The following is a 15,268-nucleotide window of genomic DNA, read 5'->3' on the forward strand; positions in this document are numbered from 1 at the left end:
TCTCATTACAATTCAATATAGGGGATTTATATATGTTAGGAGCAGTAGGCGTCTGGGGGCTATATTCAGTATGTAGTAAATGGGCTATGCAAACGATAAGTCCCATGATGTCTACTTTATATTCGGGGATATTTGGGTTGCTTGTTCTTCTACCTTTTAATATTTCGAGTTTTAGGGTTATCCAAATGGATTCTTCTTTCATAAAATCTATTTTATATACGGGCATTATTTCAACAGTTGTTTGTATGGTTCTGTGGAATATTGGTGTTCAAAAATTGGGAGCTAATACATCAGGATTGTTTCTAAACTTTAATCCTATATTTACATCTATCCTAGCCTTTATAATATTAGGAGAAGAAATGAGCTGGGTTGAAGGAATAGGTAGCATAATTGTAATTAGTGGCTGCTATTTGTTTTCATATTTTAAAACAAAAACTGTTTTTAATGCAGTTTCCAGTGAATCGGAAATACAAACATAATTTTTTCATTTGAAGCCTGTATAAGATTTTATTTATTATAAATACATGTATATAACATACAGAATTAGTTAACATAATGTCTCTTTCCGGTATACGTAAAAAACGAGTCCTTGTTATACAAGGGCTCGTTTGTTTTTTTATTTATGGTTTATGCAGGTTTATATATATTATCCTTGATATAACTGCGTTTACTCGATATCTAAATGGGAGGAGGATGTATAAAAATTGCACGTTATATATGTATGTTCGTACGGTAAAATGTAGTCTATATGGAAGAGATGAGATATTGTTTACTTGCGGTTATATTTTAATAATTTATAATTAGCAGTTCTACTAGAAAGCTATCTCGCTTGCCAATGGCGGGGTAGCTTTTTATATTTTCTACAATCTTTATCATGCTCTTAATCAAAAAAATCTTGGCTAAAAGGTAATTAGAAGCTTCTTATACCGTTGGTCCATTTTTTTATTAAAACTTTAAGCCAAATGCCAAGTAACTTTGTCTAATAGGTATAAAAGGAAAAGTAGAGAGGATGAATTTCAATTATTAGGATCGTTAAAAAAGCTCAAAAAGGTAATGATAAAGCCTTTATGAAGCTTTTTCAGACATATGAACAAGATATTTATCGAATGGCTTATGTATATGTCAAAAATAAGGACGATGCCTTGGACGTAGTTCAAGAAGTAGCATACCGTTCTTTTAAAAAGATAGATACATTAAAAAAGCCGGAATACTTTAAGACATGGTTAATCAAGATTACCATTAGGTGCGCAATAGATCATTTAAGAAAAAATAGCAAAGTCGTTCAATTACATCCAGAACATGAGGAAATTATCGGTTCAGATATTGAAGATATTCCCCTTACATTATCCCTTCACCAATTAGTGGAAGAATTAAATGAAGATGAAAAAAGTGTCGTTATTTTACGATTTTATGAAGGCTATTCTTTTAGGGAAATAGCTGAGACGTTGACCATTCCTTTAGGCACGGCCAAATCTATTTTATATCGTGCTTTAGCTAAACTTCGTAAACAAGTGAAAGGCGTTGGTATTTATGAAGAATAAACTAAAACAAGAACTTGAACAAATTGAAATTCCAAAAGAATTACATATGAGAGCCAAACTCGGTGTAGAAAAGGCTAAATCAGAGCAACCAAGAAGAACGTTTAAAAAAGCAATTGTATTTCCGGCTGCTGCAGCTTTATTCCTTATGGGTTCCGCAGGTGTCGGCGCAGCGACATTTCCAAGCTTCAACCACTTACTATCTCTTGTTAGTCCCGACATTGCCTTGTTTCTTCAACCTATTGAGACCACTAGTGAAGATAAAGGAATAAAAATGAAAGTTGTAGGTGCCATGAATGATAACGAAATGGCTGTTATTTATGTTACGATGCAAGATTTAACCGGTAACCGCCTAGATAAAACGCTAGATCTTTATGATTACACACTAACTGAAGGGCATATGTTTAATAGCCAAATTGTTGATTACAATAAAGATACAAATACAGCCACATTACGAATTCAAGCAAACGGAGGCACAAACTTTAATCATAAAAAAATCAATTTGCGAATAAGCTCTTTCCTTAGCCAAAAGCATAAGCATGAAGGAATCAAGATAGATACTGATCTGTCAGAGTTAAAGAATAAAAGAGTAGAGACAATTTCTCTTAGCACGGATAGTACATCCGGAGGAGGTGGGGAAATTACTGACCAACTCGACAAGGGAGAAAGTATAGAAATCTTAAAGCCTAATGAAACCACTCTTTCTCTGCCAAAAATAAAATTTATGCATGTATCAAATATTGGATTTGTGGATGGTCAACTTCACGTTCAAACAAAGTGGTCCGATGAAGATATAGATAGCCACGGAGATTTTTATTTAGTTGATCCTTCCGGAAAGAAGATAAATGCTTCTTCTAACATCTCTTATGGAGTAGATGAATCAGGGGAAACTGTTTACGGAAATAACTATGTAGAATATATTTTTGATGTAAATAATGAAGATCTTAGAAAGTTAAAGCTTATGGGAGACCTTGTATCTAATGGTAATTATACAAAAGGTGATTGGAGCACTACATTTAAATTGCATTCTGTAGAAAACGAAAAAAGTCTGAGCTTTAATGAAGACTTTGGCAGTTGGAAAGCAACTAAAATGACCCTTTCATCACTAGGTGTGACGCTATACGGAAAAGGCCAATTTAAAGATACTGATGATATGAAAGTGAGTGTGAAAATGAAAAATGGAAGCATTCAATCACTCGACTCATTACAAAACTTTAGTGACAATAAAAGTGTTAAAGCTAAATTTCTACCTTCTTCTCCTTTAGATTTATCGAAAATCAAAGCAATCAATGTAAATGGTATAGTTATTAAAGTATCTAGATAAAAGATAAAGCTAAGTTTCTTAATCCTATGAATAAGAAACTTAGCTTTTTTATTGTTCACTATTTTAAGGGCTACCTTAATATTAATTTATTAAGATTACAAGACACACAGTCCGTAAAAGTATACTTTTACGGACAAACTCCAATTTCATTTGGCGAACGCTTATTTCCGTTCGTTTATGTATGTAAAAAATATACGAACGACTCTAATCTAACACATGACATTTACGAACAGTTTTCAGAACAATACGAACACTTATTATCGAAGGAAGTTTTACTTTTCACACACTTTCTAGAAAAAGCGTCTATTTGTCGTCATATAGAGTAAATAGCGAAACTCCATTTTTTATAATAGTGTTTCACTATTTACTTCTTTAGATAAAAAACTATATTCTTTTATTTTTAGTGAATTTAAGTCATTGAAAACATATAGTTATTGAATATATTATGTCTTTTATCTACTGATAAAAGTTGTTTTTTCCTTTAACACCTTTCTTTTTTGGGTGCTAATTATAAAACTTAAAACAGCCGCAATACTACAAGCATATGGAAGAGTAGAATATCCCCAATTTGATATAACGTAACCACCAAGTATTGATCCGAGGGTAATTCCAATATATAAAGCTGTATTGTTCCATGCCATTACAACCCCTCGTTCCAAAGGATACTCAACGGCTAGTCGAGCTTGATAAGATGTGAACCCTGCATAGCCAACTAAAGCCCATATAAACATAAAGAAATACAACCAATCACCGGATGAGAAAAATACGCCTAAGCAAAGGAGTATTAGAATCAATATAATTAATGTATTTATAGATATATTTCTTTCCCCAAACTTATCAGTTAATTGTCCACTTGAAAGGCTTCCTAAAACCGCACCAATACCGTAAAAGGTAACAGCTAATGCAATTTCTGCCGGTGAAAATCCATTTTTAAAGTGTAAAGCTGCACCTAAATAAACATACAGGGTGTACATTGAAATGGCCCAAATGGCAGTAACGCTTACGGAACCGAGTATTCTTATTAGATTTCCTTTTAATAAATTTGTTGTTAATTCATTACTAGGAACAGACTTCCATGCTTTGAAATTTACAAACATCAATATAACTCCTAGTATGGCCATTACAATAAATACGGAACGCCAACCGAGAAAATGTTCCAATAATGTACCTAGTGGTGTTCCAGCCCAAAGGGCTGTTAAGTGACCAGAAACAACGATTGAAAGCCATGTTCCTCTCCGACTTGGTGGGGCGATATCTCCAATGATAGCGTATATTAAAGGGGTAATTGAAGCTACTGAGAACCCAGCTAAAATCCGGCTAACAATCAACCACAAAAAGGATGGGGCACAGGCTGTTAGGATATTAGAAGCAGCAAACAGTAATAACCCCAATGTAATTAAAAATCTTCTGCCTTTTTTATCTGAGAGCCATCCAAAGAATGGAGCTGAAATAGCATACGTAATTGCAAAGACTGTTACCATCCATCCAGCCGTAGCAGAACTAATTTTATATGCTTGTGAAATGAATGGTAATAATGGAGATACAACAAATAAATCAGTCCCCATCAAAAATAAGGTAATCCATCCAATGCTTAGACTTACTCTCCCTTGTCCGTTCATTACATTCCCCCTATAATGTTATATTTCATGTTTATTCTCTAAAGGTATAACCTATACAAATTTAGTGAACATAAACAATCTTCTAGGAAGAAATAAAGCAGCCTAAATATTGATAGGCTGCTTCTTGATTAATTATTTACCTGTTTCAGCAAAACGGTGAATACGCTCACCAATTTCATCACGTACACGTTGGAAAAATGCCCATTTCTCTTCATTCGTTCCTTCGGCTTTAAGGTTTGGTTCACTATTTCAGTAATTACACTTGTTTTAATATTATTGGCATCATTAATTTATCAACAATGCGTTCTGCATAATCAGCTTTAGTAGACCGATTTCCAGAGTAAATATTATACATAACTAAGGCAGGGCCAATATCTGTAATTAGCTCTATATCGTCGTCAGTGATTTGATTTTCTTTTACATAAGGTTCAAGAATCGATTCAATCATGTTTCTGTAACGCCAGTGAAAAGCCTCACGCATCCCTTTTTCTAATTGTTCATTCCAAGAAACAGAATTACAAATTGCATTCATCGCTTTCTGATAATTTTTATTATCCTCTAGGAATAGTAGAGAAAGAAGCTCAATCAACTGGCCTCTCAAGTCTTGATTTTTATTCAATTTCTCTTTTGCTATTTCGAAACGACTCATCGAAATGGCAGCGTCAATCACAAGTTCCGCTTTAGAAGACCACCGCCTATAGATGGTACCCTTTCCCACTTTTGCCTTTGAAGCGACCGCCTCTATTGTTAAGGAATCATATCCGGTTTCAGCTAGCAAATTTATAGTTGTTTCAAGAATTACCTTATTGCGTGATAAATCTAGAGGGCGCCCTCTTTTTTCTTCTGTTTGTTGCTGTTTTTCATATGTCATAAAACTTTCGACACCTTTCCTCTAGGTAAGCTTTTTTAATTATATATATATCATACCATTTTCATCAAAACAATTCGGTAATATTGCGTTCTATAATTATCTGTGTTATGATTTTTTACGGAACTGGAACGTTCTATATATAAAAGATATGGAGGAATAATATATGGAAACATCATCAAGTAATAATTTCACAAAACAAAATATAGTAGCGAGAGTATTGATTATCGGCGCAACTGGAAATGTCGGATCACGTGTAGTCAAAGAGTTTGATAAAAATGATGAGGGTGTCGTAATTCGGCTTGCAACAAGTCGTTCAGAAGTTGCGGAAAAGTGGCGAGCTGAGGGCCGTGATGCAGTTGTACTTGACCTTAATCGGCCGGAGACCTTCACTGAAGCTCTAGAGGGCGTCGACCGGGTATTCTTACTAACTGGTTATACTTCTGATATGCTGTACCAAAGTAAAAAGTTTGTTGATGCATCGGTCAATGCGGGCGTGAGTCATATCGTTCATTTGGGTGTATTCACTTCGCGTCGGGATTTTATACCGCATTTTAACTGGCATGATCTTGTAGAAACTTATATCGAAGCAAGTGGAATCGCTTGGACGCACCTTCACCCTAACGTGATTACGGACACAGTTTTTGCTTCAATAACAGAGACAAATTCTTTCACAGTCAACTGGAGCGACGCACCGCAAGGCTGGGTATTCGCAGAAGATATTGCTGCTGTCGCTGCTGCCGTGTTGAGAGAGGGTCCGGAGAAACACGGGAGTGCTAATTACTGGTTGAGCACGGAAGTGCTGACAGGTCCTGAGATCGCTGATATTCTAACTGAGGCTTCAGGAAAAGAGATCAAGTGTATTACTCTCAATCCTGCGGACTTGGAAGCGTATGTTGCTCAGATTACATCAGCTCCCGAACGTGCCTATATGGAGAGTGCTGTCATAACAATGAAATTAGCTGCGGCTGGTCAAATGACCCTTCAGAATGTTGTTCGCGATGACGTCTTAACAGTTCTGGGGCGTCCTGGGATCACTATGGCAGAATGGGCACGCCAGAATTTTTAAGCGACGCCCTTAGAGCGCGATGATGGGATAATTGACCATACTTTAGGGAGACAGCATATGTCGGTTCAACGTATCGAACATGAATATCAATCAACCTATAATTTATAGAGTATAGGTTGATTGATTAAATATATACAATATAAAAGAGGAGCTAGGATTAATATGAACAAGCAACAAGAAGGTCTAGAAAGTTCTCCTATAAGGACCATACCTATTATTACATCATTCCTGATTGCTGGATTTATTGGTTTGTTTAGTGAAACAGCTTTAAATATGGCTTTAAAAGATTTGATTTCTGGCTTTGGTATTCACGAAACCACCGCCCAGTGGCTGACAACAGGATACCTGTTAACACTAGGAATTCTGGTACCCATTTCAGGTTTTATTCTTCAACGATTTACGACCAGACAGCTTTTCATGACATCTCTTGTTTGTTCCATCATTGGAACATTCATTGCAGCTATCGCACCAACGTTTGGTGTACTAATGCTTGCACGGGTGGTGCAGGCAATTGGAACTGCGTTACTTTTACCACTTATGTTTAACACCATCCTTGTTATCATTCCACCCCATAAACGCGGAAGGTCAATGGGGATTATTGGATTAGTGATTATGTTTGCCCCTGCTGTTGGACCTACCGTATCAGGTTTAATTTTAAAAACATTAACATGGCATTGGATTTTCTGGATTTCTCTTCCATTACTAGTCGCAGCCTTAATATTTGGGGCGTTCTTTATGCAAAACGTTACTACACCGACAAAGCCGAAAATTGATATCGTTTCTGTTGTTCTTTCAACAATAGGTTTTGGAGGAATTGTATTTGGATTTAGCAGCGCTGGAGAAGGTGGAGGCTGGGGAAGTCTACAGGTTATTCTATCTCTTGTGATTGGAACTATCGCATTAGTTGCATTTTCTATCCGTCAAACGAAGATGAAAGAGCCAATGTTAGACCTTAAAGCTTTTAAGTATCCAATGTTTACAATTGGTCTTCTCCTGATTCTAGTCTGTATGATGGTAATGCTTTCTGCAATGATGATTTTACCTCTGTACTTACAAACATCATTAGCTTTATCAACCTTTGCAGCTGGCCTTATGCTTCTTCCTGGAGGAGTTATCAACGGCATCCTTTCACCAGTTATGGGCGGGTTATTTGATCGTTTCGGCCCTAAATGGTTAGTTATTCCAGGTCTTGCGATTGTAGTCGGCATAATGTATGGTTTCTCAACCGTAACGCTGGAAACTTCAACAGGGTTTATTGTTGGATTACACATTGCGCTTATGATAGCCATTTCGATGATTATGATGCCAGCCCAAACAAATGGATTAAATCAGCTTCCACCTGAACTGTATCCTCATGGAACTGCTATTATGAACACTTTGCAGCAGGTTGCTGGTGCAATTGGAACAGCTGTTGGTATTTCCATTCTCTCATCAGGATCAAGAAAATTCCTTGAGACGGTATCAGATAAAATGGATCCTTTAAATCAAGTTCTTGCCTTTACCAACGGGGTTCAACATTCTTTTATCTTTGCGGTCATTGTGGCAATTGTTGGCTTAGTGATTTCATTTTTCATTAAAAGAGTTAAGCTGAGAGAAGAAGCTAATTAATTATACAAAATTGAATCTGCATGATAGCTAATAAAAAAGACTTCACTAGTTGTGAAGTCTTTTTTATTAGGAATTAGTTTTTTATGAAGTTAAATCTACTACTACTCTTCCTTTGATTTAACCTTGCTGCATCACTTTATTTGACTATCAGTTAACATAAAACGTATTTTCGGCACTAAAAAAGGATCTTCGACTGGAAGATCCTTTTAGCTGCTTGTTTAATTAAAGCGCCCGATTGTTTAGTAACGCTTACTAAGATAAACAGATATTGTGAAAAAATACATGATCAATAATCATTCTTTAAAATTTTTTATTTCCGACACTATAAAAGGTAAGGCTTTTTTTATATATTTTTCTGCTGAAAGAGAACTATTATGTTCCCAATCCACAGATGCTCCATAAATTCCCCAACTCAACACAGTAGCACCAATTTTTAAATCTTCCGAATCCATGTTAGGTTGTTGTTTTAATAATAGAGAATAAAATAATTCTCTAAGTTCTTTTTTTATTTTTTGTTCAATTATTGAATAAAAGGATTCTATACTCCTTTTACATTGTGGAAAGTATTCTTTACGTTGTTTTGTATGAAACTCAGTTAATGTAAAAAAGATATTTACAATAGTCTGCTCATTTAACCTATCATAATGATTCAAGTGCTTCACAATGCTTTCTAATATATCTTCTGTAATGGAGGCTTCCAATAAGTCGTATTTATCTTGAAAATGAGAATAAAAAGTAGCACGATTAACCGTTGCTTCCCCTGTAATGTCCTTTATTGTAATGTCTTTGAACTCCTTTTTTTGAATTGTTTTTACAAAGGCATCCATTAACAATTTTCTTGTCCGTATAATACGTGGATCAACTTTCATTTCCTTCAAATTTATCCCTCCCTTTTCTATAAATAGACAACAATTTGATGTGTTTGTTGTTTAAGCGATAAAACGTCAACATTGATGATTGAGAATAAACAAATTCTATTCTAGTATATAAGTATACAACTTTTGTTGTTTAAGCAAAAGTTGTTAGATACTGTATATTTAATATTTGACAGGGATGAATAGGTCAGTCTCTTATATAAAAGCTCTTCAAAGATAAATAAAATATAATCATGCAATGCTTTTTTCTTATCGATGGAATGCTAATAAAGACTAGTACCTAAAAATAATTAAAAAGGAAGTGTTTGAATATGACACACAGTGTGATGAACAGACAAGAAATTCTTGACGCGTTTAATTTTAGACGTGCTATAAAAGCCTTTGATCCAACGAAAAAAATTTCAGAGGATGACTTCAATGTAATCTTAGAATCAGCTCGACTTTCACCAAGCTCATGTGGCTATGAGCCTTGGAAATTCCTCGTTGTTCAAAACCAGGAATTTAGAGAAAAGCTAAAAGAAATTTCTCCAGGTGCACAAGGTCATCTACCAACTGCGAGCCATTTCGTTATCATTCTTGCAAGAACAATCAAGGATACAAAGTACGACTCAGAATATGTAAAAAACCAAACGCTTAATATTACGGGGTTTCCAGCTGAAATGTATGATCAAATGAAAGACATTTATAAAGAATTCCAAGAAGATCAACAAAATATCCTAGTAAATGAGTCTACAATGTTGGATTGGGCAAAAAGACAAACCTATCTTCCCTTTGCCAATATGATGACTGTAGCAGCGTTACTTGGAATTGACTCTTGTCCAATAGAAGGCTTTTATATCGATAAGGTAGAAAAACTTCTTGCCGAAGAAAACTTACTAGAGGATGGTCACTTAGCTGTTTCGGCTATGGTTGCATTTGGATACCGAGCAAATGAGCCTAAATTCCCTAGAGGAAGAAAAGATATGAAGGATATTGTGCAGTGGATTAATTAATGATTTCAGACAGGTTGGGAAGAGATTTCTTTTTTTAAATAACAGATGCCATTTTTAAATCCTTATTAATACTGTTGTACAACTTGCAGATCCTTGTCTGTTTTATATAAACTTTATTATCCTTGGACATTTATTAAGAACTGTAGAAACTAATCTACAGTTCTTTTCGTTCTTTAACTAAAATGACCCGATTGTTAAACAAAGATAAAACATTGTACTTAAACTAACCTGCCCCTTTACTTCACAATCTTATTTATTAAAATAAATATCAAGTCTTATTCCATTAAATGGCCCGATTGCTGAAAAAGGTTTCTAAGGATCGCATGCATACTTTATACAATTCTAGTTAACATAATACCTCTTTCCGGAACACATCAAAAAAAAAGAACCCTTGGTAGGCAAAGGTTCCAATGAGGTTACGATTTCTGCTTTATGCAGCTTTTTATACATCCTTGATGCGCCAACAATCTCCTTACAGATAAATGGAAGAAAGGGTGCATAAAAAGTGCACCTTTTATACATATGTTGGTCCTTTGAAATATAGTATTTTTGGGAAAAATACGCTATAATTTGTCTGCAGTTATAGAGTTACCTTAAAAAGCAACCTCACTCGAATGCCATTAGAGAATAAGGTTGCTTTTGCTTTCTTCATTAAAAACCAAGACTAATAAATTGAAGTTATCTTTTCTAATTTGTTTAAAAATGGATCAATGATTGGAAATGCAGTTGATTGATGAGTGGAGTCTTCCTTACCTTTATTTGTCTGAAAGCCTTTTATTGTATAACCATGCTTAATGCGCATTCACCAAGTAAGAGTGCCATAATAATATTAAATATTCTAAAATGCTTCATATATACACTTTGAAAAACAGCACCAAACGCAACCCATGCTAATGTTGCAATTGTGCCAATTGTAGCGATTGCTAAAGCAAATAAAAATACCATCAAAAATGATTTGTAATAGGGCATAACGAATCCTGTAAGAGCAGTAATACCAAATATATATATCTTGATATTTACAAATTGCAGTAAAAATCCAAACCAAAATAATAGCTTGTTCTTACTTTTAGTTGAAGTTGGACTGCTCCTTACTATGTGAATGGCAAGCCATATTATATATGCAGCACCTACATATTTTAAAGTTTCCATTATCGGGTTCAAAAACTGATTCAAGCTAAAAATAGAAACAGCACATATTGCTTGAACTACATAATAGCCTACAAAGATGCCTAGAAACAATTTTTTACCTTTTTTCCAGCCGTGAATACTCATCGTATTTAAAGCTAAAAGGTTTCCAGGACCCGGAGTAAAGGCATTGATAATTGCATACACTGAAAAAGAAAGAATAACTTGTATCTCCATTTCTTATACCTCTCTATACTTCTTATTGATGATTATCATAGCACTCCATTTTGATTTAGGATAAAACTAAAAAGCAATGGCTTGATATAGTTTTAAGCTATATCAAGCCATTACCTAGAATAAGCTTACATATCGAACGTTATATTCTTTAACTTTTCTATATAAATTTCACCCAGCTTACTTAATGTAATATCTTTATGGACAATTACACCAATTCGTATTTTCTCTTCCACCTCAAGGGGAATTGAAATTATATCCTTTCCATGAAGATATTTTGGAAATATACCGGATGAGATAGTATATCCATTTAATCCTATAATAAAGTTTACAATAGCTGCTCTATCACTTACCTTGATACCCTTTTTTACACTTCTTGTACTGAGTATCTCTTCAGAAAAGTAAAAAGAGTTATAGTCACCTTGTTCGAAAGTTAGACAAGGTAAATTCTCTAAATCATCAAGGGATACAGAACTTTGACTAGCTAAGGGATTTTCCCTACTAATAAATACGTGAGGATTAGCTGTAAATAATTCGGAAAAAAAGAGGTTACTTTCATCTAGATATTTGCGAATGACTTGTTCATTAAATGAGCTTAAATATATAATACCAAGTTCACTTTTCAAATTCCTAACATCATCAATAATATTAAATGTTTTGGTTTCACGTAAAGTAAACTCGTATTCTTCCAATCCAAATTCTTTCACTAATTCTACAAAAGCGTTAGCTGTGAAAGTATAATGCTGTGTAGAAACTGAAAAACGTTGTTTGGATGGAGTGGAGTTAATGTATTTATCCTCTAATAATTCTGCTTGTTGTAAAACCTGGCGAGCGTATCCTAAGAATTCTGTCCCATCATTGGTAACTTTTATCCCTCTATTTGTTCGTATAAAGATATTAATTCCAATTTCTTTTTCTAATTCTTTAATCGCAGCTGAAAGGCTTGGTTGCGATATAAATAAGTCTTTCGCAGCTTCACTGATCGATCCTTTATTTGCTACTTCAAGAACGTATTTTAATTGTTGCAGCGTCAAATATTTTTCCTCCTTACTAAATAACAATATCCAACAAGAATCTTTATTATAGACGGAAACTTAGCTGAATGTATCGAATTTTTCTAAGAAATAAAAATGTAATTGGCAACTTGTTATTAAAAACAGAACCCTCCCGATTGTTATAATTCTACTTCAGCTCAGCCAAAACTCATCTTACCGAAAAAATAAAGAAAAAGCCTCTTGTCTCCTGGACAAGGGGCTTTTTCTTTTTACAAACAGTCCTTCTCTTTATGCAAGATGATTAAGTGTATCTTTTCCAAGAAGAGGAAAAGGTAAAACTTATATATACAAATTAATTTTACGCAATTAGTTTTATGAGGAAAGAGCGTTCAATAAAGTATACGTTTACGGACTTTTATTTTACATAAGAAATCTATCATTTTTATCGTTCGTTTAAGTTCAGAAATGAATTACGAACGTCTTATGAAAACCATGCACTTTTACGAACGTTTTTATTGGAAGAATAGGGAGAGAAACACATACAGGAGGACTGGTTTCAGGCCTCTTTCATTAGATTTTCACCAGAACCCTTCCATATTTCTATCAAGAATTATGGTATACCGTAAACAAAAAAAGACAGTCATATTGACTGCCTTCTATTATTATCTTTCGCAAGCGAAATTATCCTTATCTCTATCCATTTTCGCCTGATAAGCAGGGTGACTTGAAGGAACACCATTTGGATAAACGGTTCTCATATCCGTACAGTTTTGGAAAAACTCTGTTGTTGGTGCTGGCTCTGGAGTCGGTTGTGGTGCTGGTTTCGGAACTGGCTTCTGTACAGGAGTTTGTACAGTCTCTTCCTTCTTCTCTTCTTGATAATGATATCCATGATTATGGTCAACATGAGCATAGTCAGGGATTGACCATACGCCAATTCCTTGGTTCTTTGCAATATCTTGTGCTTTATGGAATTGATCTAACATCGATGTATCGTTATATAAATAAGCTGTTCTTCCTAGCCCTTTTTCTAATACCATTTCCTGATACGTTTTATTTCCTACCCATACATAGGCTAACAATCGGCCATACTTATCTCTTGGTTCTGAGCCAACTTGAATGCCAACTGTTTTCCCTGATAATGTTTGTTTCGCAAAATTTGATGCGTCTTTCCCAAACGGCTCAACAGGTTTATTCGGGTCTACGGTCTCAGGTGTGTCTAATAATAACATGCGGATCGTCTCATCTTTTCCTTTTAAAGAGACATGTATCGTATCACCATCAACGACTCGTGTTACTGTAGCTTGTTCACCATGAGAAGATGCAGAAGATGCTTTTACATCTGCTTTTTTAGCTGCGTTCTTTGATTCATCTGTAGAACTCTCTTTTGAATCATTAGTTGCCACTTCTTTTGAAGCTTCTTTTACTTCTTTAGTTGCAACCTGTTCTTTATTCTTCGCAACCTCTTTCGGATCATTCGAACCGTCGATAGTTGCCATGACAGCGAAAAGAATAAATGAAGCAAGAGCAATCATGAAATCTTTCTTGAAATTCTTCTTTCTGAATATCGAAATAAATCCTTTAACAAGGAACACGATAAACAATAAAAATCCAATAATGCCAAAAAGCATTAACATCTTTTCAATCCCCCCATATTTTAGCTGACAATTTATTGTACTATATTTCCATAATTCGATTTGAAAATTCCCCCTCATAAAATAAGGCTACCGAGTAGCATAGAAGAGATGCATATGATTAAAAAGAAGTAAGTTCATCAAGGGGTGAAATCTGCCTAAAATCGAAAAGAACTCATTGATAAACTGTTGGTTATCGTATCATAATCCGTAAGTTAGCAGAAAACTCATAACCTACGTTTTATCTAAATTATCTTTGCAGCAGAACTATAAAAAGTAACTATACAGAAAAATGGTATTATGGGGTTATTAAAAAACTGCGTTACTGATAAAGATAGTAGATAAGTTACTTTCAAATGAACTGTCTACATATGTTCTTAATTTATATGGAGTATTCCTAATAATTACAAGAGAACTTCTTCGTTAACTTTGTTTTTGTATAAATTATAATGTGTGTCAAAAAGTATTAGTAATTTAGGGTTTAAGTTATCAAGCAAATTGTGTTTTCTCATTAAAGGTAAAAAATTCTCTCCATTTTCACTTAGTCCGTTATATAACAAAATGGCTAATTCATAAGACGATAATTGAGCTTTAATAATACCGATATAATTTCTTTTTTCTTCATCAGACAGGGTTGCTTCATCAATAAATTTTATAATACGATATAAATTTCTAAAATAATGACCTAGTTGAAATTCTCTATTCACAAAAAATTCATTATATGCTTGTCGGACCCTTTCAATTTCATGGGCACCGTTTAAACTACCATTACGCAATAAGTCATTATATTTGTTTTTGAAGAGATTGAATATGATAGGGAAGACTGCTCTACCAATTATGTTACCACTGGAACTACTTTTATCGATTATTGTTTTTACAATTTCATTATGTAAATTTACCATATTAAAAAATGTGCTTTCAAACCTTTGTATAGCCATTGTCTTACCTTGTTCTTTAATTTCCTCCCTAGTTGCTTGCATTTCTTCAATAGAATTTTGCAATTCTTGTCGTTGCATTTCTAATTGATCTTTTTGCATTCTTAAAGTTCCAACTACTGCAAGAAAACTTACAAAAGTTAATAGGGGCACTGTTGTTCCTGCTACAAAATCTCCAAATGTACCTAACGAACTAAAATCTAAATTAAATACAGAAACCAATATAATACCTAACAACGGAAGAGCCCAAATAAAATTAAGGTATCTCCATAATTTTTTTAAAAAATTTTCATTTTGCTCCAAATCGATACTTTCCTCCTTTTAAATTTCTTTTTTTTACTTTAATATAATCATATAGTACCACTAAATGAATATTTTGGTATATATGTTTTAAAGTACAAATTAAGCACTTTGCCTCAATAAAAAATCCAAATATTTCTTATGTTAAATGA

Annotated in this window: 13 protein-coding genes and 1 pseudogene; 6 read left to right on the forward strand and 8 right to left on the reverse strand. The window is 34.2% G+C overall.

The genetic code is table 11. From position 1 onward, the window contains the following. From POF52_RS28395 to POF52_RS28405, 3 genes are all read left to right on the forward strand, one after another. Positions 1–479 (forward strand): DMT family transporter (locus tag POF52_RS28395; RefSeq protein ID WP_271997129.1); only part of this gene is annotated, 479 nt, incomplete at its 5' end. Between the two features lie 588 nt (positions 480–1,067). Continuing rightward, positions 1,068–1,541 carry an RNA polymerase sigma factor gene (locus tag POF52_RS28400; RefSeq protein ID WP_442956662.1) on the forward strand — a complete coding sequence of 158 codons (474 nt, stop codon included), beginning with the start codon at positions 1,068–1,070 and terminating at the stop codon, positions 1,539–1,541. Beyond that, entirely contained in the window at positions 1,531–2,862 is a 1,332-nt protein-coding gene (locus POF52_RS28405) for a DUF4179 domain-containing protein (RefSeq protein WP_271997131.1), read from the forward strand. The genes POF52_RS28400 and POF52_RS28405 overlap by 11 nt, the downstream gene beginning before the upstream one ends. 452 nt (positions 2,863–3,314) lie before the next feature. Here the strand turns inward: POF52_RS28405 and POF52_RS28410 are convergent, their stop codons facing one another. The 3 genes and pseudogenes from POF52_RS28410 to POF52_RS28420 all read right to left on the reverse strand — a co-directional run bounded on the left by POF52_RS28410 (position 3,315) and on the right by POF52_RS28420 (position 5,352). Beyond that, positions 3,315–4,481, reverse strand: a complete 1,167-nt coding sequence (locus POF52_RS28410) for an MFS transporter (RefSeq protein WP_271997133.1) — start codon at positions 4,479–4,481, stop codon at positions 3,315–3,317. 132 nt (positions 4,482–4,613) lie between these two features. Next, a pseudogene (locus POF52_RS28415) lies at positions 4,614–4,712 on the reverse strand (arsenate reductase); the annotation flags it as partial. Between the two features lie 25 nt (positions 4,713–4,737). Beyond that, positions 4,738–5,352: a TetR/AcrR family transcriptional regulator gene (locus POF52_RS28420; protein WP_064107349.1), complete on the reverse strand. Its 615-nt coding sequence runs from the start codon at positions 5,350–5,352 to the stop codon at positions 4,738–4,740. Between the two features lie 163 nt (positions 5,353–5,515). On the opposite strand from POF52_RS28420, the gene POF52_RS28425 reads away from it, so the two are divergent. Beyond that, positions 5,516–6,418 carry an NmrA family NAD(P)-binding protein gene (locus POF52_RS28425; RefSeq protein WP_271997137.1) on the forward strand — a complete coding sequence of 301 codons (903 nt, stop codon included), beginning with the start codon at positions 5,516–5,518 and terminating at the stop codon, positions 6,416–6,418. Positions 6,419–6,580: 162 nt separating this feature from the next. Then, complete coding sequence (locus tag POF52_RS28430) at positions 6,581–8,026, forward strand: DHA2 family efflux MFS transporter permease subunit (RefSeq protein ID WP_271997139.1); 1,446 nt, start codon at positions 6,581–6,583, stop codon at positions 8,024–8,026. A 293-nt stretch (positions 8,027–8,319) separates the two neighbouring features. Here the strand turns inward: POF52_RS28430 and POF52_RS28435 are convergent, their stop codons facing one another. Next, the gene (locus POF52_RS28435; RefSeq protein WP_271997214.1) at positions 8,320–8,895 is read right to left on the reverse strand and encodes a TetR/AcrR family transcriptional regulator; all 576 of its coding nucleotides are present in this window, start codon (positions 8,893–8,895) and stop codon (positions 8,320–8,322) included. 317 nt (positions 8,896–9,212) lie between these two features. On the opposite strand from POF52_RS28435, the gene POF52_RS28440 reads away from it, so the two are divergent. Continuing rightward, positions 9,213–9,893 (forward strand): NAD(P)H-dependent oxidoreductase, encoded by a 681-nt coding sequence (locus POF52_RS28440; protein WP_271997141.1) that lies wholly within the window; start codon positions 9,213–9,215, stop codon positions 9,891–9,893. Positions 9,894–10,667: 774 nt separating this feature from the next. Here POF52_RS28440 and POF52_RS28445 read toward each other — a convergent pair. From POF52_RS28445 to POF52_RS28460, 4 genes are all read right to left on the reverse strand, one after another. Continuing rightward, entirely contained in the window at positions 10,668–11,255 is a 588-nt protein-coding gene (locus POF52_RS28445; RefSeq protein WP_074897602.1) for a LysE family transporter, read from the reverse strand. 125 nt (positions 11,256–11,380) lie between these two features. Next, positions 11,381–12,286, reverse strand: coding sequence for a LysR family transcriptional regulator (locus tag POF52_RS28450; RefSeq protein WP_271997144.1), 906 nt, complete (start codon positions 12,284–12,286; stop codon positions 11,381–11,383). Positions 12,287–12,909: 623 nt separating this feature from the next. After that, a complete protein-coding gene (locus POF52_RS28455; protein WP_271997147.1) occupies positions 12,910–13,884 on the reverse strand; it encodes a thermonuclease family protein in 975 nt (324 codons plus the stop codon). Positions 13,885–14,285: 401 nt separating this feature from the next. Continuing rightward, positions 14,286–15,119, reverse strand: coding sequence for a putative phage abortive infection protein (locus tag POF52_RS28460; protein ID WP_271997149.1), 834 nt, complete (start codon positions 15,117–15,119; stop codon positions 14,286–14,288). Between the last annotated feature and the right edge of the window lie 149 nt (positions 15,120–15,268).

This window comes from Priestia sp. AB (assembly GCF_028369225.1).
GTDB lineage: Bacteria > Bacillota > Bacilli > Bacillales > Bacillaceae_H > Priestia > Priestia megaterium.